General features: G+C 44.2%; 17 protein-coding genes. 14 read left to right on the top strand and 3 right to left on the bottom strand.

Going from position 1 to position 20,400, the window contains the following annotated elements; genetic code table 11:
* Positions 1–38: 38 nt before the first annotated feature.
* Together ACFSJY_RS04585 and ACFSJY_RS04580 are read left to right on the top strand one after the other, a co-directional pair.
* Complete coding sequence (locus tag ACFSJY_RS04585; protein ID WP_386031576.1) at positions 39–3,506, top strand: hypothetical protein; 3,468 nt, start codon at positions 39–41, stop codon at positions 3,504–3,506.
* Entirely contained in the window at positions 3,496–3,720 is a 225-nt protein-coding gene (locus ACFSJY_RS04580; protein WP_386031574.1) for a DUF1289 domain-containing protein, read from the top strand. Before ACFSJY_RS04585 ends, ACFSJY_RS04580 begins: the two co-directional genes overlap by 11 nt.
* Here the strand turns inward: ACFSJY_RS04580 and queG are convergent.
* Entirely contained in the window at positions 3,680–4,822 is a 1,143-nt protein-coding gene (gene queG / locus ACFSJY_RS04575) for a tRNA epoxyqueuosine(34) reductase QueG (protein ID WP_386031572.1), read from the bottom strand. The genes ACFSJY_RS04580 and queG overlap by 41 nt on opposite strands.
* A 16-nt stretch (positions 4,823–4,838) precedes the next feature.
* On the opposite strand from queG, the gene ACFSJY_RS04570 reads away from it, so the two are divergent.
* The 12 genes from ACFSJY_RS04570 to ACFSJY_RS04515 all read left to right on the top strand — a co-directional run bounded on the left by ACFSJY_RS04570 (position 4,839) and on the right by ACFSJY_RS04515 (position 17,948).
* Positions 4,839–6,359: an NAD(P)H-hydrate dehydratase gene (locus ACFSJY_RS04570; RefSeq protein WP_386031570.1), complete on the top strand. Its 1,521-nt coding sequence runs from the start codon at positions 4,839–4,841 to the stop codon at positions 6,357–6,359.
* 2 nt (positions 6,360–6,361) lie between these two features.
* Positions 6,362–6,850 carry a tRNA (adenosine(37)-N6)-threonylcarbamoyltransferase complex ATPase subunit type 1 TsaE gene (tsaE, locus tag ACFSJY_RS04565; protein ID WP_386031568.1) on the top strand — a complete coding sequence of 163 codons (489 nt, stop codon included), beginning with the start codon at positions 6,362–6,364 and terminating at the stop codon, positions 6,848–6,850.
* A complete protein-coding gene (locus ACFSJY_RS04560; protein ID WP_386031566.1) occupies positions 6,851–8,176 on the top strand; it encodes an N-acetylmuramoyl-L-alanine amidase in 1,326 nt (441 codons plus the stop codon).
* Positions 8,177–8,179: 3 nt separating this feature from the next.
* A complete protein-coding gene (gene mutL, locus ACFSJY_RS04555) occupies positions 8,180–10,024 on the top strand; it encodes a DNA mismatch repair endonuclease MutL (RefSeq protein WP_386031563.1) in 1,845 nt (614 codons plus the stop codon).
* Between the two features lie 6 nt (positions 10,025–10,030).
* The gene (miaA, locus tag ACFSJY_RS04550; protein ID WP_386031561.1) at positions 10,031–10,966 is read left to right on the top strand and encodes a tRNA (adenosine(37)-N6)-dimethylallyltransferase MiaA; all 936 of its coding nucleotides are present in this window, start codon (positions 10,031–10,033) and stop codon (positions 10,964–10,966) included.
* Between the two features lie 90 nt (positions 10,967–11,056).
* The gene (gene hfq, locus ACFSJY_RS04545; protein ID WP_386031559.1) at positions 11,057–11,314 is read left to right on the top strand and encodes an RNA chaperone Hfq; all 258 of its coding nucleotides are present in this window, start codon (positions 11,057–11,059) and stop codon (positions 11,312–11,314) included.
* A gap of 39 nt (positions 11,315–11,353) precedes the next feature.
* Positions 11,354–12,640, top strand: coding sequence for a ribosome rescue GTPase HflX (gene hflX / locus ACFSJY_RS04540; protein WP_386031557.1), 1,287 nt, complete (start codon positions 11,354–11,356; stop codon positions 12,638–12,640).
* A gap of 56 nt (positions 12,641–12,696) precedes the next feature.
* Positions 12,697–13,860: an FtsH protease activity modulator HflK gene (gene hflK, locus ACFSJY_RS04535; RefSeq protein WP_386031555.1), complete on the top strand. Its 1,164-nt coding sequence runs from the start codon at positions 12,697–12,699 to the stop codon at positions 13,858–13,860.
* A gap of 3 nt (positions 13,861–13,863) precedes the next feature.
* On the top strand, positions 13,864–14,748 hold the full coding sequence (gene hflC / locus ACFSJY_RS04530) for a protease modulator HflC (RefSeq protein ID WP_386031553.1): 885 nt from the start codon (positions 13,864–13,866) through the stop codon (positions 14,746–14,748).
* Between the two features lie 67 nt (positions 14,749–14,815).
* A complete protein-coding gene (locus ACFSJY_RS04525; RefSeq protein ID WP_386031551.1) occupies positions 14,816–15,007 on the top strand; it encodes a DUF2065 domain-containing protein in 192 nt (63 codons plus the stop codon).
* Between the two features lie 100 nt (positions 15,008–15,107).
* Complete coding sequence (locus tag ACFSJY_RS04520) at positions 15,108–16,406, top strand: adenylosuccinate synthase (RefSeq protein ID WP_386031549.1); 1,299 nt, start codon at positions 15,108–15,110, stop codon at positions 16,404–16,406.
* A gap of 303 nt (positions 16,407–16,709) precedes the next feature.
* The gene (locus tag ACFSJY_RS04515) at positions 16,710–17,948 is read left to right on the top strand and encodes a malic enzyme-like NAD(P)-binding protein (RefSeq protein ID WP_386031547.1); all 1,239 of its coding nucleotides are present in this window, start codon (positions 16,710–16,712) and stop codon (positions 17,946–17,948) included.
* Between the two features lie 77 nt (positions 17,949–18,025).
* On the opposite strand, the gene ggt is transcribed toward ACFSJY_RS04515, so the two are convergent.
* Positions 18,026–19,717 carry a gamma-glutamyltransferase gene (ggt, locus tag ACFSJY_RS04510; protein ID WP_386032222.1) on the bottom strand — a complete coding sequence of 564 codons (1,692 nt, stop codon included), beginning with the start codon at positions 19,715–19,717 and terminating at the stop codon, positions 18,026–18,028.
* 342 nt (positions 19,718–20,059) lie between these two features.
* Complete coding sequence (gene metJ / locus ACFSJY_RS04505; protein ID WP_386031545.1) at positions 20,060–20,392, bottom strand: met regulon transcriptional regulator MetJ; 333 nt, start codon at positions 20,390–20,392, stop codon at positions 20,060–20,062.
* Positions 20,393–20,400: the final 8 nt, after the last annotated feature.

Here is a 20,400-nt window from a genome sequence, read left to right as displayed (position 1 = left end):
AACAAGGAAAGCCGGTAAGGGATTATTGGTTTAATCACATGACAGATTCACGCGCTACAAAAACAATTGCCCGCCAATTAACGCCGTTATTTCTCTCCATATTTGTCTTTCTTGTATTGGCAATCGGCCTGTTTACTGTTTCCCAGTTAACACTTAGCCAGGCTTTTATGTCTTCTGGCAATCAAGCGTTACCAAGCGCTGAAAAACAACTCAGTAAAATCATCGCCATTGATAAAGCGCTCAAAACTGTTGAAGCTATTCAAAAAAAGTTAGGTCATGAAGATGTAGCTGCTTTGCATGGAGAGTTACTGTTGCAACTCAATTCTATCGATTTGAGCCAAACTGATCTCACTGCTATTCGCAGCTATGATGAAACAGAATTGGCAAGGTTGGCGACAAATATCGAACGTAATATCTCAATAGGAGAGCGCGCTGACATTGCCTTAACGGGGTCACTACAACAAATACAACTATTACTCACTGAGTTAAACCGTGACACCGTTGCAGATACTGAGCAACAGTTGAACCTGCTAAAAACTGTTGAACAACTAAGTAGCTTACAAAAACGATTAAACCAGCTGCAGTTCCAAGTCAGTCAAATAGCGACCTTTGGCATTGAAACCTATCAAGAAGATAGTAAAGCAGCCATGGCTGAAGCAGAGAGTTTATCTGCGCAAATAGCAACATCTATGATAAATCCTGAGCAACAATCTCAGTTATCAGGCTCGCTAAATGAACTGCTAAATATATTTCTCCGACGTGATGCTTTGATTGGTAAGTGGCAAGGCACTAAACGACTCTACAACGAATATCAACAGTTAGTGACTGTATTACACACGCAGTTGTCGGCTAACCGAGAAACAGCGTTAAGCCAAGCGGAATTAATAGCCGAGCAATCTAATCAAAAACTTGCACTGCCTATGCTGGGTCAGCAGGTCACGCAAGAGCAGCTACGTTCGAGCCTTTTAATCGGCGCATCGATTCTTTTTGGTATAGCCGCCCTGCTAATTGCTCGCTTATATCACCTATTCTCTAACAAAATAAAGCAAACGATAACAGACATCGATACCCGTCTTGCAGGGCGAAAAGGTGCAAACGTTGAACAAAGCCTTGAATTTTCTGTCGTAGAAAATGCTATTAGTTCAGCCTTTACAAATGCCTATGCAGAACAAGATGTCAGAGCACTAGAAGCTGCTCACCAAGCTCAGCTGGACATGATCGGGGAAGTTGAGAATACATTTGCATGGCGAATTGCTGATGGGAACTTGGAAATATCTTCCCCCAATCAGGTAAAAGCGTTTCTACGAGCTGGTGAGTATGAACTCCCTCAGCCAAAACATAGTGATTTTGTCCGTGTTTTTGGCAAAGAAACCGTAAAAGCACTGTTGCAATACGCGCGTTCCGCCAAGGTAGATAGGGTATTACAAAAGTGTGTGGTAAAACTTGCTGATGGCCAATTCCTCAATGTCGCCATTCGTTATGAAAGCAATCAATGGTTAGGTACCTTTTCTAGTCATTCGGAAATTGCTGAGAAAGATGGTGAGATCGCAACACTCACTCAGCAGCTTAACGACCAGCAACAAAGTGCATTAGTGAGCATTGAACACGACCATGAAACACTCAGCCAAATGTTGGTTCAAGCCATGCTGCAAAGTCAAAATGCCGCGATGGTGTCTGGTGTTAGTTCACAGCCAGTATACCGCCAACTTGAGCGTGTCTTTGATTGGTTGCGCCAGCAACAGATTATTGCGCAATTAGGCCAAGCTAAGCGACAGCGTGAGCTTGGTGACGTTGATATTAGACAGACGATATACGCAGCAGTTTATAACCTTACGGTCGAGGCGCAGTTACGTCATAACAAAGTGCGTTTAGCAATAGATGACCGCATGGCAGACTATGTGAATACGGATATTCGTTTATTCAGTCGTTTATTTACTGCATTCTCTAGGCTTTTGCTAAAAGAACAATTCAAGCATGAACTGGTGTTGAGTGTTGGTGTCGTTGACCAAAATCCCGGGCAACAAACATTAGTGGTATCAGGTGAGGTATTTACCAATAGTGATCGCAAGCCGCTACCCAAACATCTATCGCGCATAGCGTCAGGTAAGTCATCATCATACCAGTCGCGGACGGAAATTTATTTCCAAGCACTGTTGAATGCATTGCACGGTAAGGGGTTAGCAATTAGCCAAACAGGGCAAGGTTTTGAAGCACATTTTCAATTGCCAGTGTCTGTTACTTCATTGGCTAGCCCGCACGACAGGTCAAATGAACTGATGCATAAACATGTATTGGTTATCTCGGGTGATGATAACAATCGTAAAATATTGGCGCGCTATATTTCGCAAGCTAAAGCAGATTGCGAAACGTTATCCAAAGCCGATTACTTTGCTAAAGACTATAGCCTTGCGTCGATTTCTCGCAGAAAACTTGATTGTGTTGTTTTAGGTAGCGATATGTTGAGTCAGATAGAGACTGTTCAACAGCACATTGATACGCTTCCCGCTGCCAAGCAGCCCGCATTGGTTGCATTGCAGCCTGCACTAGGCGCAAGTATAGAAAAAGATGGGCTATTCAGCATGACTGACACGCCTGTTTGCGGTAAACAATTGATCGACGAAATAGTAACGACTGTGAATAATCGCTACCAAGGGAAAACGGCCGTTGAAGCGGCACAGTTTAGTGATTATAACCATATCGCTACGCATGTAGAGTTGCTGTTAGCGGTTAAAAATGTTGCTGAACAACAGGTCTTATGGCGACTACTCAATTGGCTAGGATTCAGAGTGACTGTTGTGGCTAACCCTCAAAGTATGTTGAAGCATTGGCAAACCGGTCGTTATTTAGTGTTGATGAATGCCTTTGATACGTCGCCATTTGTTCCAATGTTGGCGGGCAAGTCGATCAGTCGTGGCGTATTCCATTTTGCCGAAGACGACGTATTTGAGCTTAATGAAGAGCAAATTGAATTGGGCAAACACTGGCACTTTGGCCGAGTACCACACGCTAACGATGTGCAAGCCTTAATCAAGTTGCTTTCACCTTGGCTGAAAGAGAAACGTGACGTAGAGACCACTTTTGCGAATACGTCACATAAAGCAGAGCCACAAGTGGTACCATCACTTCCTAGCGATAGCTTTAAAGACAGTCTTTCGTTTGAACAAATGGCTGACGCATTGCCTGCGGCCTTTGATATGAACGAATATGTTAAAAACCAAGGGTCGCCTGAGCTTGCGGTGTTTATGTTGGAAGAATACATTGACACGTTAAAAGAAAAGGCAGGTATTCTTATTGAGCTAATTGAAGCGCAGGCGCATGAAGATGTGCAGTTGGCTATTAATGAAATTAACTTAGTTGCCAACATTCTGTCTGCACCGGGGTTAATTCAATTAGGCTCTCAATTAGAGCAAGCATTGCTGAATAACTCTTATGATCACATGATGCGTTTAGTTGAACAGGTGAAAACCGAAATTAGCGTAGTGAAGACGTTCGCTGATGCCATCTGATGTTAATCCTACTGGCACGGAAGAGTTGGCTAGCCCGTGTGTTCGAAACTGTTGCCTCGATCGGGATGATATCTGCTTGGGCTGCTTTCGCCATATTGATGAGATTGTGGGCTGGCAGTCGTTTTCTGCTGACAAGAAACGTTTGATTTTGACAAATTGTGCTGATAGAGCCGTTAAGCGTCGCGAGGCAGCCCCTTTTCAATCGAACGAATGAGTCGCTCGTTAAGTCGCAACCCTTCTATTCTATGAGCAGCACTGCGTTTGCTTTCTTGCTGGCCTATAGCCCAAAGAATATGTTCGCTCACAACCTTATCAGACTCAGGTAACGTCGCCCTTAACGTTTCTACAATTTCCTCACTAAAAGGTGCATTGCCCAATCCTATGGCAATATTGCGCTGCCAATTTTGATAACCAATGCGTCTAATTGGTGAACCTTCCGTTTTCGATAAAAACTCGTTTTCACTCCAACTAAATAAGTCGAGTAGGTTGCGATTGTCCAGTTGCTGGCGTGGATGGAAGTCTTGCTCTTTGGTTACTTGTCCAAATTTATTCCAAGGACAAATCAATTGGCAATCGTCACAACCATAAATTCGATTTCCCATAGCTTGGCGGAATTCCTCAGGAATGACTCCCTTGTGCTCAATGGTCAGGTACGAAATGCAGCGCTTTGCATCAACTACATAAGGCGCGACAATAGCCTGTGTTGGGCAAATTTTCATACAGGCGACGCACGAACCGCAATCATTCTGCGGCGCACTATCGACAGGCAGTGGAATGTTAACCAGTAGCTCCCCTAAAAAGAACCAGGAGCCAGCAGACTTGTTAATCAATAAGCTGTGTTTCCCAACCCAGCCTAACCCAGCCTTTTCAGCTAACGGACGTTCCAAAACCGGTGCGGAATCAACAAAGGGCCTGAACGCGAATGTCTCGCAATGTTGTTGAATTTTTTGCCCAAGCTTTTGCAGTCGTTTGCGCATAAGCTTGTGATAATCACGGCCCACAGCATAGCGGCTTACATAGCCTTTGGTTTTGTTTTTTAATGTGTGTGCAAATTTAGCTTCAGGCGGCAGATAGTTCATGCGAACGCTGATAACTCTTACTGAGCCTGGCGCTAGTTCCGTTGGTCTGGCTCGCATCATGCCGTGTCTAGCCATGTAATCCATTGAGCCGTGATATTGGTTGTCTAACCAAGTTTGCAAGTGAACTTCATGTTCAGACAAATCAACATCCGTGATGCCCACTTGAGCAAAACCAAGTTCTTGACCCCACTGCTTGATTTTTTCAGCGAGATCCTGATAGTTGATAGTTGACGACATAAACAGTGAAGCGACCATGGAAGTAATGCAATTGCCGGCTAGTTTACCACAGCCAATTTACAGCGCGAATCAGGTACTACAGCACGAGATGAAAGCGGCTCAAAGCGCGGGGATAACTCTATTTGAATTGATGCAAAGAGCAGGGGCTAGTGCCTATAACGAGTTAGCGTCGCTTAGCCACAACAAAATGTCAGTACTGGTTGTAGCTGGCAAAGGCAATAATGGTGGTGATGGCTTTGTTGTGGCTCGGCATTGCTTAGCACATGGCTTTGAAGTCAGTGTTTTGGTGCTATGCGAAGAAGGCGTGGTCAGTGGAGAGGCCAAACTGGCGCTAGAGCAGTTTCAGTCGCAACAGGGTGAATGCAACTTTATATCAGACTTGGCTGTAGCATCACAATACATCGCCGATGCAGAAGCGGATATTATTGTTGATGCTATCTTTGGTATTGGATTTAGGGGGAAGCTGTCAGAACCTTGGCAACAGGTCATCTCCGAAATCAATCAACACTGCGGCCAAGTGCTGAGTGTGGATATCCCCTCTGGACTTTGTGCAACTACAGGCGCTGTAGACACAATAGCTGTCGCCGCGGATATTACAGTCACATTTATTGTTATCAAACAGGGACTAGTGACAGGTAAAGCTGCAAACGTTGTCGGTAGTTTACGGTTAGCAACGTTAGATGTGCAATCTGAGTTTGTTCAACTACTCCCCACAAATGCCTTTGCACAAGGTCGTAAAGGTTTACCTAATATTCAACCCCGTCGTCCAACTATCCACAAAGGGAGTATTGGGCTAGTACTTTCGATGGGTGGCAATATTGGCATGCCGGGGGCTATTCGAATGGCGAGTGAGGCTGCTTTGCGCGCGGGCGCTGCGCTAGTTGCAGTTGCTTGCCAAGAAGCTAATCAAGCGATCGTATCGCAAGGGCGTCCGGAGTTAATGTTAGCACCGTCAGAGCCAGAACGGTTAAAAGGCTCAAATTTCATTCAAAAGGCTAAAGTGTTATTGATAGGACCTGGGCTGGGGCAAGACACATGGGCGCAACAACTGGTTAAAGTGGCTAGCGAACAAGAGGTATCTCTAGTCGTTGATGCTGACGCGTTAGCTTTGGTTAAACAATTAAAGCTATACAGGCAAGATTGGGTGTTGACCCCACACCCAGGTGAAGCCGCTTACTTGCTAGGTACGGATATTGCGACAATTGAAGCCGACCGTTATAAAGCAGCGAGAACATTAGCGGTTAGGTATGGCGGTATCTGTGTTTTAAAAGGCTCTGGCACTATTATTTCCGACGGTGAACAGGTTATCGTTAACACAACCGGTAACTCAGGTATGGCGTCGGGTGGCATGGGAGATGTATTATCAGGCATAATAGCTGCATTGATACTACAAACTGGCTCGTTAATGGATGCCACGCGACTTGCGGTCAGTATTCATGGTCAGGCGGCAGAAGCAATAACTCAGCAACATGGTATGCGTGGGCTGCTCGCCAGTGATTTGTATGAGCCAATTAGACAACTAGTGAATTTATATTAACTATGCATAAGTATTTCTTAGCTGATGAGCAAGCCACTGTTGATTTAGGTGGTGCGTTAGCTGATTTAATCAAAAATGATGTAAAAAAAGGTTTCGTTGCTTTCCTCAATGGTAATTTAGGGGCGGGTAAGACCACGCTAACTCGTGGGTTTGTTAATGGTATGGGGCATTCAGGTGCAGTTAAGAGTCCTACTTATACGCTAGTTGAACCTTATGAATTAGCCGACTGGCGTATCTATCATTTTGATTTATATCGTTTAGCCGATCCCGAAGAACTTGAGTTTATGGGAATTAGAGATTACTTTACCGGTAACAGTTGTAGCTTTATAGAATGGCCAGAGAAGGGAGAAGGTTTGCTTCCCGCACCAGATTTGGTGATTGACTTAGCCTATGAAAATGAAAGCCGCATTGTCACTTTTACGCCAAACAGTGCGACAGGAAATGACCTGTTAGCGCAGCTTGCGTCAAAGTACAGTGGCACAAAAGTATAAATGAAATCTATTGGTATAAAGTTTGTTCATTGGTTTGCCGCACTGACGTTTTTTGTCAGTGTGAGTGCGTTTGCGAGCAACACCATAAAAGGTGTAAGGGTTTGGCCTGCGCCGGAAAACACTCGTGTCGTTTTCGATTTGGCGAAGACACCTGATTACAGCTACTTCTCATTATCAAGACCTGATCGGTTGGTGATTGATTTTGCCGACAGTAAAAATGCTGTTCAACTGGCAAATCTCGCCAAAAATGACAAGCGCATTGAGCGTGTTCGCACCAGTAAACCCAAGAAAAAGGGTGGCACGCGAATCGTGCTAGAGCTTGCCGACTCGTATCAACTTACCATATTCCCTCTTGCTCCTGCCGGTCAGTACGGTAACCGCTTGGTTGTTGACTTGTATGACAAAGAGAAGATTAACAATGTTGAGAAGGTGGCGAAGCGAACACCAAAAAGTGATCGTGATATTGTCATCGGTATTGTCGCCGGCCATGGTGGTGAAGACCCCGGCTCTATAGGCCCTAAAGGCACCTATGAAAAACATGTTACGCTTGCCATTGCAAAAAGATTAGAAGCGTTAATTAAAAAACAAAAAGGCATGAAAGCGGTGATGATTCGTACGGGGGACTATTACGTGCCTGTTGGGCGTCGTAGTGAAATTGCCCGTCAAAAGAAAGTAGATTTTCTCGTCTCGATTCATGCAGATGCGTTTTATACGCCAAAACCTAGTGGAGCATCTGTATGGGTGGTAACGAATAAACGCGTTGAATCAGAATTGTCTAAATGGTTACGTAACCGTTCTAAGAACTCTGAGCTGCTTGGCGGCGGTGGCGGAGTTATTAAAAATACCAAAGATGACAATCTGGCTATTACGTTGGCTGATATGAACAAAGAGCATTCATTGTCGGTAGGTATGAGTGTCGCACATGATGTTCAAAGCCACTTAGCACGTGTCACTAAAATGCATAAAAAACGCCCGCAGCACGGCAATTTTGGTGTACTTAAATCTTCAGATTTTCCGTCTATTTTGGTTGAAACGGGCTTTATTTCTAATCCTAAAGAAGAACGTAACCTAAATAGTGGTAAGCATCAGCAAAAACTGGCTAATGCAGTCTTTAACGGTATCAAGAAACATTTCCTAGAAAACCCACCGATGGGGACGTATTTTGCGAAAATGGGTTATCGCAAACACAAGGTCTCTCGCGGTGAATCTTTGTCATTATTAGCGCAGCGTTACAACGTGTCTGTTGGTGAGTTGAAGTCTGCCAATAACTTGAAATCGAGCACTGTGCGCATCGGTCAAACGTTGCGTATTCCTAGAGCAGAATAATTCATGTCCATTCAAATTTTGCCAGCGCGACTGGCAAACCAAATAGCTGCCGGAGAAGTGGTTGAGCGTCCTGCGTCTGTTGTTAAAGAGTTAGTTGAAAATAGCTTAGATGCTGGCGCAACCAAAATTGTAGTCGAGATTGATAAAGGTGGTGCCAAACGCATTCGTATCTCTGACAACGGCAAAGGAATTATTAAGGACGAGCTCACGTTAGCGTTAAGCCGTCATGCGACAAGCAAAATTAAAGATTTAAGCGACCTCGAGGCGATTAGCAGTTTGGGCTTTCGTGGTGAAGCCTTGGCAAGTATCAGCTCCGTCGCAAGGCTTACACTAACCTCCAAGCCTGCAGAGCAAGAGACGGCATGGCAAGCTTTTGCCCAAGGGCGAGATATGGATGTAACCATTCAGCCTGCAGCGCATCCAGACGGTACAACTATCGAAGTAACTGATCTCTTTTTTAATACGCCTGCGCGGCGCAAGTTTCTGCGCACAGAAAAAACTGAGTTCACTCATATAGATGAAGTTATACGTCGTATTGCGCTTGCTTGTTTCGATGTTAGTTTTACGCTCATTCACAACGGGAAAACAATTCGCCAATATCGTGCTGCTCGCTCTCTGGAACACTATAGTAAGCGTGTGGCAGCTGTATGTGGTCAAAAATTTATTGATAGTGCTGTAACCGTTGATTGTCACCACGATGGCATGCATTTATGGGGATGGTTGGCCAGTCCTGAGTATTTTCGCGTGCAGAATGATTTGTGCTACAGCTATGTCAACGGCCGTATGATGCGAGACAAGTTGATCAATCATGGCATTAGACAAGCTTTTGCTGAATTATTGCCAAACGACGCTTATCCTGCATTTGTACTTTACCTCGATCTCGATCATCGTGAAGTCGACGTAAACGTTCACCCAGCTAAACATGAAGTACGTTTTCATCAAGGCCGATATGTGCATGACTTTATCTATTCTGTTTGTCACAAAGCCATTGTATCCGGCCTAACGCCTGAATTATCAGAATCGCATCATGCTGCAGAAGAGAGGGGGGTAGAGTATGCAATGTCGCATCATCAACCTCAAAGCCAGTCCACAGCCTATTCACAACCACAATCAAAATCAGAGGTGCGTGAGTACGTAACCCCATTGCGTCAATCGAGTGCAAGCGGTTATTCTTCAGGCTACCAGCCACCATCCCAGAGCAATATTCCTGCTGCATCAGCTGCATATAGCGAGCTTCTGCGCACGGTAGAGCCTGCTGCGTCAGCATCAACGGCAACGAAACCAAATGATGGTGCTTGTCAGCAGGTACATTGCTTGTACATCGAAAACGGTATGTTTGCAGCAACAGCCTATAACGACAAGCTAATGCTTACCTCACTCAATAAACTGGCTACAACAGTAAATCAGAAATTAGTTGAGCAGCGCTGGCCAGAGAAGTTCGTGAGTCAGCCGCTACTACTGCCTGTTTTGCTCAAAGCTTCAAAAGAACAGTGTCGATGGGTAAATGCTAACATTGATGTGTTAGAGCATATTGGCGTTGTACTGCAAGTGAACGCAAACCATCAGATACAAGTACGTCAATTTCCGGCGCTATTGCGAGCACAAGATGTTAATAGGTGCATGGAACAAATATTGTTGTTAGCGGAAACCGCGCATGAAGCAACATCGGTCAGTGAGCAATTGAAGTCAACACTTGCGTGTTTACTAACCCCTGCTACATTTGATTTAACGAGCGCTCAACAATTATTTGTTCAAGGACAAACCATTTTAGGTGAAAAATTTATTGCTGAGTACCTCTTGAATTCAACCGCGGTTGACCTTACATCGGAAATATCGCAATTGCAGTAGGTTGCTATGACATTGCCGCAAAAACTTCCACCTGTCATTTGTTTGATGGGGCCCACAGCGTCCGGTAAGACCGCACTGGCTATGGCGCTTTATGACGCGCTTCCATGTGAAATTGTTAGTGTAGATTCTGCCCTAGTGTATAAAGGGATGGATATTGGCACGGCAAAGCCAACCGCTGATGAGCTTGAAAAATATCCGCATCGATTGATTGACTTAATTGATCCTGCAGACAGTTATTCAGCAGCAGACTTTTGCAAAGATGCACTGCGGGAGATTGCTGAAATTCGTGCTGCGGGGAAAATTCCTCTATTGGTCGGTGGTACTATGATGTACTTCAAAAGTTTGATCGAAGGTATTTCGCCACTCCCAGAAGCATCGCCAGAAGTGCGCAAAGTCATTGAAAAAGAAGCCAACGAATATGGCTGGCAGCATATGCACAATGAATTGGCCAAAGTGGATGCAGTTTCAGCTGAGCGAATTCATCCGAATGACCCACAGCGGTTGACTAGAGCGTTGGAAGTGTACCGACTAACGGGAAACACTTTGACACAATTAACCGCAATAAAAGGTGATACCGTTGATGGAGATGTTTTACAATTCGCCATCGCACCGAGAGATCGGTCTACGCTGCATCAACGTATTGAACTTAGATATAACATGATGATAGAGCAGGGCTTTGAACAAGAAGTTCAGGCTCTGAAAGCGCGCGGTGATTTGCACGAAAACCTTCCATCAATTCGCTGCGTGGGTTATCGTCAAATGTGGCAATACCTTGACGGAGAATTTGATCATAAAGAAATGATTTTTCGTGGGGTATGCGCGACTAGACAGTTGGCTAAAAGACAGCTAACTTGGTTAAGAAGCTGGCCAAATTTACAATGGTTGGACATGGAAGATGAGTCTAACTTGCAACAAGTATTGTCAGCAATAAGCAAACTATAAACTTTGATGTATAATTAGTTTGTACTGAGTAATTGATTAATAATAATTTTTTTACTGTACTTTTCTAACAATAACAAAAGGGGCCAAAGAATGGCAAAGGGGCAATCTTTACAAGACCCATTTTTGAATGCACTTCGTCGTGATCGCATTCCTGTAGCAATTTATCTCGTTAACGGCATCAAACTCCAAGGTCAGGTGGAGTCGTTTGATCAGTTCGTTATTCTGCTGAAAAACACGGTTAGCCAAATGGTTTATAAGCATGCAATTTCAACAGTTGTACCGGCTCGCGCGGTATCAACTATGCCTGCTCAAGGCCAAGACTTTAACCAACAACAAGTGGAATCTTAATTTTCATGAAGCCTAGAAGTATTGTTCGGAGTTGCTCATTTGTTTGATCGCTATCAGGCAGGTGAGCAGGCAATACTTGTTCATGTAGATTTTCCAGACGACAGCAGCAAAGAAGACTTACAAGAATTTAAAATGTTAGTCTCGTCTGCTGGTGTCAATTCGCTCGCAGTAGTCACTGGCAAGCGCAATTCGCCTCATCCGAAATATTTCGTTGGTAGCGGTAAAGCTGAAGAGGTAGCTGACGCTGTCAATTTATACGATGCCAATGTAGTACTGTTTAATCATGCCCTTTCTCCTTCTCAAGAGAAAAATATTGAAGCTTTATGTCAATGTAGAGTTATTGATAGAACCACACTGATACTCGATATTTTCGCACAGCGTGCCCGCACGCATGAAGGTAAGCTGCAAGTTGAATTGGCACAGCTGCGACATATTAGCACGCGCTTGATACGGGGTTGGACTCACCTAGAGAGACAAAAAGGTGGTATTGGTCTTAGAGGGCCAGGCGAAACACAATTAGAAACAGATAGACGATTGCTTCGTGAGCGAATGAATAACATTATGAAGCGATTGGAAAAGGTCGAGAAGCAACGTCAACAAGGGCGTCGTTCGCGTGTTCGAGCTGAAATTCCGACAATTTCTTTGGTGGGGTATACCAATGCCGGTAAATCATCTTTATTCAATTTGATAACCAAGGCGGATGTATATGCGGCCGATCAATTGTTTGCCACGCTCGATCCAACATTACGCAAAATTGACATTGAAGATGTAGGCCGTGCGATTTTAGCCGATACTGTAGGGTTTATTCGACATCTACCGCATGACCTTGTCGCAGCGTTCAAAGCAACGTTGACTGAAACCCGCGAAGCTGAGCTGCTATTACATGTGGTTGACATTGCGGACGATAGACGCAGTGAAAATATCCAAGAAGTGCATAACGTTTTAGCAGAGATTGAGGCGAATGAAGTTCCTCAACTCATGGTATGCAATAAAATAGATAAACTTGATGATTGTGAGCCTCGTATAGATCGAGATGAAAACGGTATCCCAGTAAGAGTGTGGGTATCAGCACATGCCAATCTAGGTATCGAACTGCTATTTGAAGCGCTTGCCGAGCGGTTAGGGCGACAAGTAGTGAAACACAAATTACGAATTCCACCAACGGCAGGCAGGTTTCTCGGCGCTTTATATCAACTCAACTGTATCGCTGATGAGGCTTATGATGAGCTGGGTAATTGCCTTGTTGATATCAAATTGCCGGTTAGAGAGTGGAATAGACTGATTAAACAAGAAAAAGCGGAAGTTGAACGCTTTATCGAAAGTTAGTGGGCTGATATATTATTGGCCTTATTTCTGTTGTAAGCAATGTAGCGGAGTGCGTCATGGCGTGGAACGAGCCGGGGAATAACGATAAAGATCCCTGGAAGAACAAAGGTGGCAATAATCAAGGGCCGCCAGATTTAGATGATTTATTCAAAGATTTAGGTAATAAAGTAAGTGGCATTTTCGGCGGTAAGTCCGGCGGTGGTGGTGCAAGCTCAGGTAACGGTGGCGGCAGTTTTTCTGGCGTAGCTGTGACTTTAGCGTTGTTTATTGCGCTCATTGCTTATTTGTTTACCTGTGTATATACCATCAAAGAAGCAGAACGTGGTGTTAAATTGCGTTTCGGTGAATACGTTGGTGTTGTAGAACCGGGCTTAAGCTGGAAGTGGACTTTTATTGAGAACATTATTCCGGTTGACGTACAAACCACGCGTGACATAAGAGCTGAAGGCTTTATGCTCACACAGGATGAAAACGTCGTTCGCGTTGAAATGGAAGTTCAGTATCGCGTTGTGGACGCAAGAGACTATATCTTCAGCGTGACAAATGCCGATAACAGCTTGAGTGATGCGTTAGACAGTGCACTTCGATATGTTGTTGGTCATTCAAATATGGATGATGTGTTAACCAGTGGTCGTGAGGAAGTGCGTCAGAAGGTTCGTGCAGAACTAGACGGTATCATTGAGTCTTACAACTTGGGCTTGTTGGTTGTCGACGTCAACTTTAAAGATGCAAGACCACCTGAAGAAGTTAAAGAAGCTTTCGATGATGCTATCGCAGCACAAGCTGACGAAGAGAGATTCATTCAAGAAGCGGAAGCATATGCAAGAAGTATTGAGCCGAGAGCACGTGGTCGTGTAAATCGTATGGAACAAGAAGCGCTCGCATACAAGCAACAAACTGTGCTTGAAGCAGAAGGTGCAGTAGCGCGCTTTGATAAGCTTTTACCTGAATACCAAGCGGCACCAGAAGTCACGCGTCAGCGCATGTACTTATCAACCATGGAAAAGGTATACGGTAACACCAGTAAAGTCATGGTAGACGTTGAAGGCGGTAACAACATGATGTACTTGCCTTTGGACAAAATAATGCAACAACAAAACAGTCAAACACGTATGTTGCCAGCATCATCAGTATCTAATGTGCCTGCTGTAACTGGCAAGAATTCTTCGCCAACGAGCAGCTCTACTCGAACTGACAGATTCAGTAGTGGGAGAAACTAAACCATGAAAAACTTTTTAGTCTCTGGCTTAGCCCTACTCTTTATTCTTGTTGTATCTTCGGTATTTGTGGTGCCAGAAGGGCAACGTGGCATTGTGTTTCAATTTTCAAAAATTAAACGTGATGCAGATACCGGTGAAATGCGCATCTATGAACCAGGACTGCATTTCAAAATACCGATGATTGAAAACGTTAAACGCTTAGATGCGCGAATTCAAACGTTGGATGAAGCACCTGACCGTTTCGTCACTGCAGAGAAAAAAGATTTGATGGTCGATTCGTACGTTAAATGGCGTATTGTGGACTTTTCAAGGTTCTATCTGCGTACTTCAGGTAGCTTTGATCAAGCATCAATTCTTTTAAAGCAGAAAGTAAATAATGGCTTACGTACTGAGTTTGGTACACGTACCATCCAAGAAATCGTTTCAGGTGACCGAGACGGTTTGATGGCGAAAGCATTAGAAAGTGCGGAAAGTAGTCGTGACGATCTAGGTATCGAGGTGATCGACGTACGAGTGAAAGCGATTAACTTGCCAAATGAAGTGAGCAATTCAATTTACGAGCGAATGCGTGCTGAACGAAATGCGGTAGCAAAAGAACACCGTTCTAAAGGTCAGGAGCAATCAGAAATCATTCGTGCCACTATTGATGCGAAAGTAACGGTTATGCTTGCTGATGCTCAAAAGAAAGCGTTTGAAATTCGTGGTGAAGGTGATGCATTAGCGGCAAAAGTTTATGCTGACGTGTATGGTAAAGACCCTGAGTTCTTCAAGTTCTTCCGTAGCCTACAAGCATACGAGAATAGCTTTAACAGCAAAAACGATATCATGGTTGTCAAACCAGACAGTGATTTCTTTAATTACCTGAAAGATGGTGATAAAACGAAGTAACTGACATATCCAATTAAAAAAAGGCCATTTTTATAGTGGCCTTTTTTCTATCAACAGAAAAACGTTTATGACTTTAGATACATTACTAATCGCTATCGGCTTAGCGTTTATTTTAGAAGGTTTTTTTCCCGCTCTATTCCCAAATAAGTGGCGTGCCTATGTCGCGAAACTTGCGGAAGAACCAAGCGCTAGCATTCGCAATATAGGCCTTGTTATTATGGCACTTGGCGCGATTATCCTATACGCCGTCGCAAAGTAAATTACACCGCCCGAATGGTGTAAAATTAGCCAATTTATACTTGGACTCGATCTTGATATTTGATAGAATCGCCGCCTAATTTTCTTACCAACATGTAATCATGGGCAAAAACGTAGTAGTTCTGGGCACTCAATGGGGTGACGAGGGTAAGGGTAAAGTTGTTGACTTACTCACAGACAAGGCAAAGTACGTAGTACGTTATCAAGGCGGTCACAACGCCGGTCACACACTAGTTATCAACGGTGAAAAAACTGTTCTTCACTTAATTCCATCAGGTGTTTTACGTGACAACGTAAAGTGCTTAATTGGTAACGGTGTTGTATTGTGTCCAAAAGCATTAATGAAAGAAATCACGATGCTTGAAGAGCGTGGTGTTCCTGTTCGTGAACGTCTACTCATCAGTGATATGTGTCCGCTTATCCTTCCGTACCATAACGCATTAGATGCAGCACGCGAGAAAGCGCGTGGTAGCAAAGCAATCGGTACAACCGGTCGTGGTATCGGTCCAGCTTACGAAGATAAAGTAGCGCGCCGTGGTTTACGTGTTGGCGATTTATTCTGTGCTGACTCATTCGCAGCTAAGCTTAAAGAAATTGTTGAATACCATAACTTCGCACTTGTTAACTACTACAAAGCTGAGCCTGTAAGCTATGAAGAAGTACTAGCAGACGCTATGGCTGTAGCTGAAGTGATTAAGGGTATGGTAGCAGATATTGCTGAGCTACTAGACCAAGCACGTAAGAACGGTGAGTCGATTATGTTTGAAGGTGCACAAGGCACACTTCTAGATATTGACCATGGTACATACCCATACGTGACATCTTCAAATACTACGGTTGGTGGTGTAGCAACTGGCTGTGGTTTTGGTCCACGCTATTTAGACTACGTTCTAGGTATTACAAAAGCGTATACAACACGTGTTGGTTCTGGCCCATTCCCGACGGAATTGAATGATGAAATCGGCAACCACTTAGGCACAGTTGGTCACGAGTTTGGTGCGACTACAGGTCGTGAACGTCGCTGTGGATGGTTTGATGCGGTTGCAATGCATCGTGCTGTTCAAATCAATAGCATCAGTGGTTTCTGCTTAACAAAACTAGACGTATTAGATGGCTTGGAAGAGTTAAAAATCTGTACTGGCTACAAAACTGAAAACGGTGATGTTATTACTGTTCCGCCGACAGCTGCGGAAGGCTATGAAAAAATCACGCCGGTATACGAATCTATGCCAGGTTGGTCAGAGTCTACTGTGGGTGCAACGTCGTTTGACGAATTACCTGCGAATGCAGTGGCTTACATCAAGCGTTTAGAGGAAGTAACCGGTGTACCAATTGACATCGTTTCAACGGGCCCAGATCGTAACGAGACCATGATTCTTGTTAACCCGTTTGATGAATAATTAGTTACTTTTATTCTTGAAAAACCAGCCCAAGGGCTGGTTTTTTTATATCTAAACCCTGTCAAAATAAATTTATCTTCGCATAAAATGCGCAAAATACTGCATAAAATTTAAAAACCTAAATGGTACGACCTCTTGTTTTATATGGCCTGTAGCGCTTTTTTATGCAAAAACGAGCTTGTCATCGCTCCATCGAATCCAATACCATATAAACCATAATAATAATAAGTATAAGACCACTGTGATTTACAAACGAAGTCACATCTATAAAGCTAGCGACAAGGGCTCACATTAGGAACCACAATGACAGATATTAGACAACAGGCACTTGATTACCACGCACTGCCTACGCCCGGTAAAATAAGTATAGAATTAACCACCCCTGCTGAAACCAGCAAAGATCTCGCTCTAGCATATAGCCCAGGTGTAGCAGAACCTGTGCGCGAAATAGCGGATGATCCGGACAACGTATACAAATATACAGCAAAAGGTAATACCGTTGCTGTTATCTCAAATGGCACCGCGATTCTTGGATTAGGTAATTTAGGCCCTATGGCTTCTAAGCCAGTAATGGAAGGTAAAGCGTTACTGTTCAAGCGATTTGCAAACATCGACTCGTTCGACATCGAAGTAAAGCATAAGACGGTTGAAGAGTTTGTCACGACAGTGGCCAACATCGCTGATTCGTTCGGTGGTATCAATTTGGAAGATATCAAAGCGCCTGAATGTTTCGAAATTGAGCGAGCATTGATTGAACGCTGTAAAGTGCCGGTTTTCCATGATGACCAACACGGTACAGCGATTGTTACAGCTGCAGGTATGCTTAATGCACTCGATATTCAAGGTAAGGATATTAAGCAAGCAAATATTGTTTGTATGGGGGCTGGCGCCGCTGCTATCGCTTGTATGGAACTTCTGATAACGTGTGGCGCGCAGCGTGAAAAGATTTACATGCTCGATCGTAAAGGTGTTATTCATACGCGTCGCGACGATCTGAATGAGTATAAAAAGCTGTTTGCCAATAACACCGATAAGCGTACCTTAGAAGACGTAATTGATGGCGCGGATGTATTTGTTGGTGTTTCTGGCCCTGACTTATTATCAGCTGAAAACTTGGCCCTTATGGCGCCTAATCCGGTGGTATTTGCTTGTTCAAATCCTGACCCAGAGATTAAACCTGAAGTTGCATTGGCCACACGTGATGACGTTATCATCGCTACTGGTCGCAGTGACTATCCGAACCAAGTAAATAATGTATTGTGCTTCCCGTTTATCTTCCGTGGTGCATTGGACGTGCGTGCACGTGCTATCAACGCAGACATGAAAGTAGCAGCAGTGCATGCGATTCGTGAGCTAGCGAAAGAGCCGGTGCCGGACGAAGTACTAAAAGCAAGTGGTGAAAAGTCGCTTACTTTTGGTCGTGACTATATTATTCCTAAACCGATGGATACTCGTTTGTGCGAGCGTGTCGCAAAAGCGGTGGCTACAGCCGCTATTGATTCAGGTGTTGCTGCATTAGAGTTACCTGCAAAGTACCAGTAACTGCTCTTTAGAAACACGAAAAAATAGAATGAAAAAAGGCGCACAAAGCGCCTTTTTTATTTTTGGAAAATTAGGGATTAGTAACCAATCGCCATGCCGTCTTTACGCATCTCACTGGCACCATAATAAACGCCTGTGTCTGGATCCCGCCAAATTGCTTGATATCCGCCAAATGGACCTGACGTAATATCAACCTTGTGTCCACGTTTTTGAAGTTCTCGAACGACGTCAGCAGAAATGCCACTTTCCAACTCCAGTGTGCCACCGTCTTGCATACGGCCTTTCCATGTTGGTTCTGTTGAACCCTTATGGTGGTATCTTGCTGCATCACCTGATTGTTGAACACCCATACCAAAATCAATAATGTTGGCAACCATTTGCACATGCCCTTGGGGTTGCATAGCGCCGCCCATTAAACCAAAGCTCATTAGTGGCTTACCATCTTTAGTCATGAACGCGGGAATAATGGTGTGGAAAGGGCGCTTATTCGGTGCATATACATTGGGATGCCCTTCGGTTAATGAGTATTGTGCGCCACGATTTTGGAAAATAAATCCAAGACCGTCAGCAACAAGACCAGAGCCCATACCACGGTAATTACTCTGGATAAGTGAAACCATCATCCCATCTTTATCTGCTACCGTCAGGTAAATGGTGTCGCCATCGATGAGCTTTGGATTTCCATGGTCGACTTGGTTGGCAGCTTTTGTCATATCTATTAAACCGCGCCTATCGCTGGCGTATTGTTTCGATAATAAGCCATCAAGCGGAATATCGTAGTAGTCAGGATCGGCATAAAATCTAGCTCTGTCTTCAAACGCGAGTTTTTTCGCCTCTGCCATCACATGAAGATAATCCGCACTATTATGACCCATCGACTTAAGGTCGTAGCCTTCTAGGATGTTTAGCATTTGAAGGGCAGCGATACCTTGGCCATTCGGTGGCAATTCCCAAACATCATAACCGCGGTAGTTCACGGAAACCGGTTCTATCCATGTACTGGTATGTGAGGCGAAGTCGTCTTTTCGTAACGGGCCGTCAATGCGTTTGAAATATGCATCGATGGTGTCGGCAATTTCCCCTTTGTAAAAAGCATCTCGGCCGCCCTCAGCTATTTTGGCATAGGTGTTGGCTAAATCAGGGTTTTTAAAAATTTGCCCTTCTTTAATGAACTCACCGTTTTCAAGGAATGTTGCTTGATAGTTTGCAATTTCCTCAATTTCGCCTGCTTTATGTAAGCGCTCATATCGTTCCTGATAAATGCCCATATAGTAGGAAATGACTTCTGTGACAGGGAAGCCTTCATTAGCATAATCAATTGCAGGCTGTAAGTTGTCTGTCATTGATAACGTGCCAAATTTTCCGTGCAATTCATACCATGCATCGACGGTACCGGGCACAGTCACAGGCGCGCTGCCCCAGTTAGGTATTTCGCTGACATCCCCAATTTTTGCTTTTAGCTGTGCAAGTGTTTGCCCTTTGGGTGAGCGACCTGAACCGTTCAAACCGTACAATTTTTGTGTTTTTGGATCCCAAACAATCGCAAATAAGTCACCGCCGATACCATTTCCGGTTGGCTCCATCAAGCCTATTGCCGCATTTGCAGCGATAGCAGCGTCAACAGCGCTACCCCCCTTTTTGAGAATATCGATCGCCACTTGGCTTGCTAGCGGATGTGAAGTTGCTGCCATGCCATTCTTGCCTAACACTGCAGAGCGCGTTGCCCATGGGGCACTGACCACACGGTCTCCTCTATTGTCTTCTCGCATGGTTACTGCACGGTTATCTTTACCGACATAAACAATACGTGAATCAGTCACTGTGTTTGGCTGAGTGTTATTTGAATGGGTTGTACTTGTACAAGCTGCGAGCAGAGTGACTGCACTGGCTGACAAGGCTAAAGAAAGGCTTTTCATGGCTGTACCTATTGCTTTTATATGTTTTAGACTGTTACAGAAAATGAAAATACGGTCAAAACCGTTTTGACGTTTAATCGACCAATGGTAAGGAATTTACGGTTAACTGTGTGAGTTTATTGAGGGAGTGAAAAATTCTGCAGATAAAAAGTAAAAAGGCCGCATAGTGCGACCTTTTCTGATAATGACAGTTGCTTATTCTTCGTCGTCAGACTCGAATACAGAGAAATCAGTGATACCCCGAGCTTCGAGTGCTTCTCGCACTGCTGCCGGTAATTTGTGCTCATTCTCTTTTGATAGGTCTCCATCATCCGGAAGTGGCTGGCCTGTAAAGGCATGTAAAAATGCTTCACATAACAACTCACTGTTTGTCGCATGCCGTAAATTATTGACTTGGCGACGTGTACGCTCATCGGTAAGTACTTTTAATACACGTAGCGGTATCGATACCGTGATCTTCTTTACTTGTTCACTTTTTTTACCGTGTTCCGCATACGGATTAATGTATTCGCCGTTCCACTCAGCCATGTAATACC

Origin of the sequence: Thalassotalea euphylliae, from assembly GCF_042682785.1 — a bacterium.
Lineage (GTDB): Bacteria > Pseudomonadota > Gammaproteobacteria > Enterobacterales > Alteromonadaceae > Thalassotalea_F > Thalassotalea_F euphylliae.
Note: the sequence above shows the minus strand (reverse complement) of the source record. Positions and strands in the feature narration are given on the sequence as shown.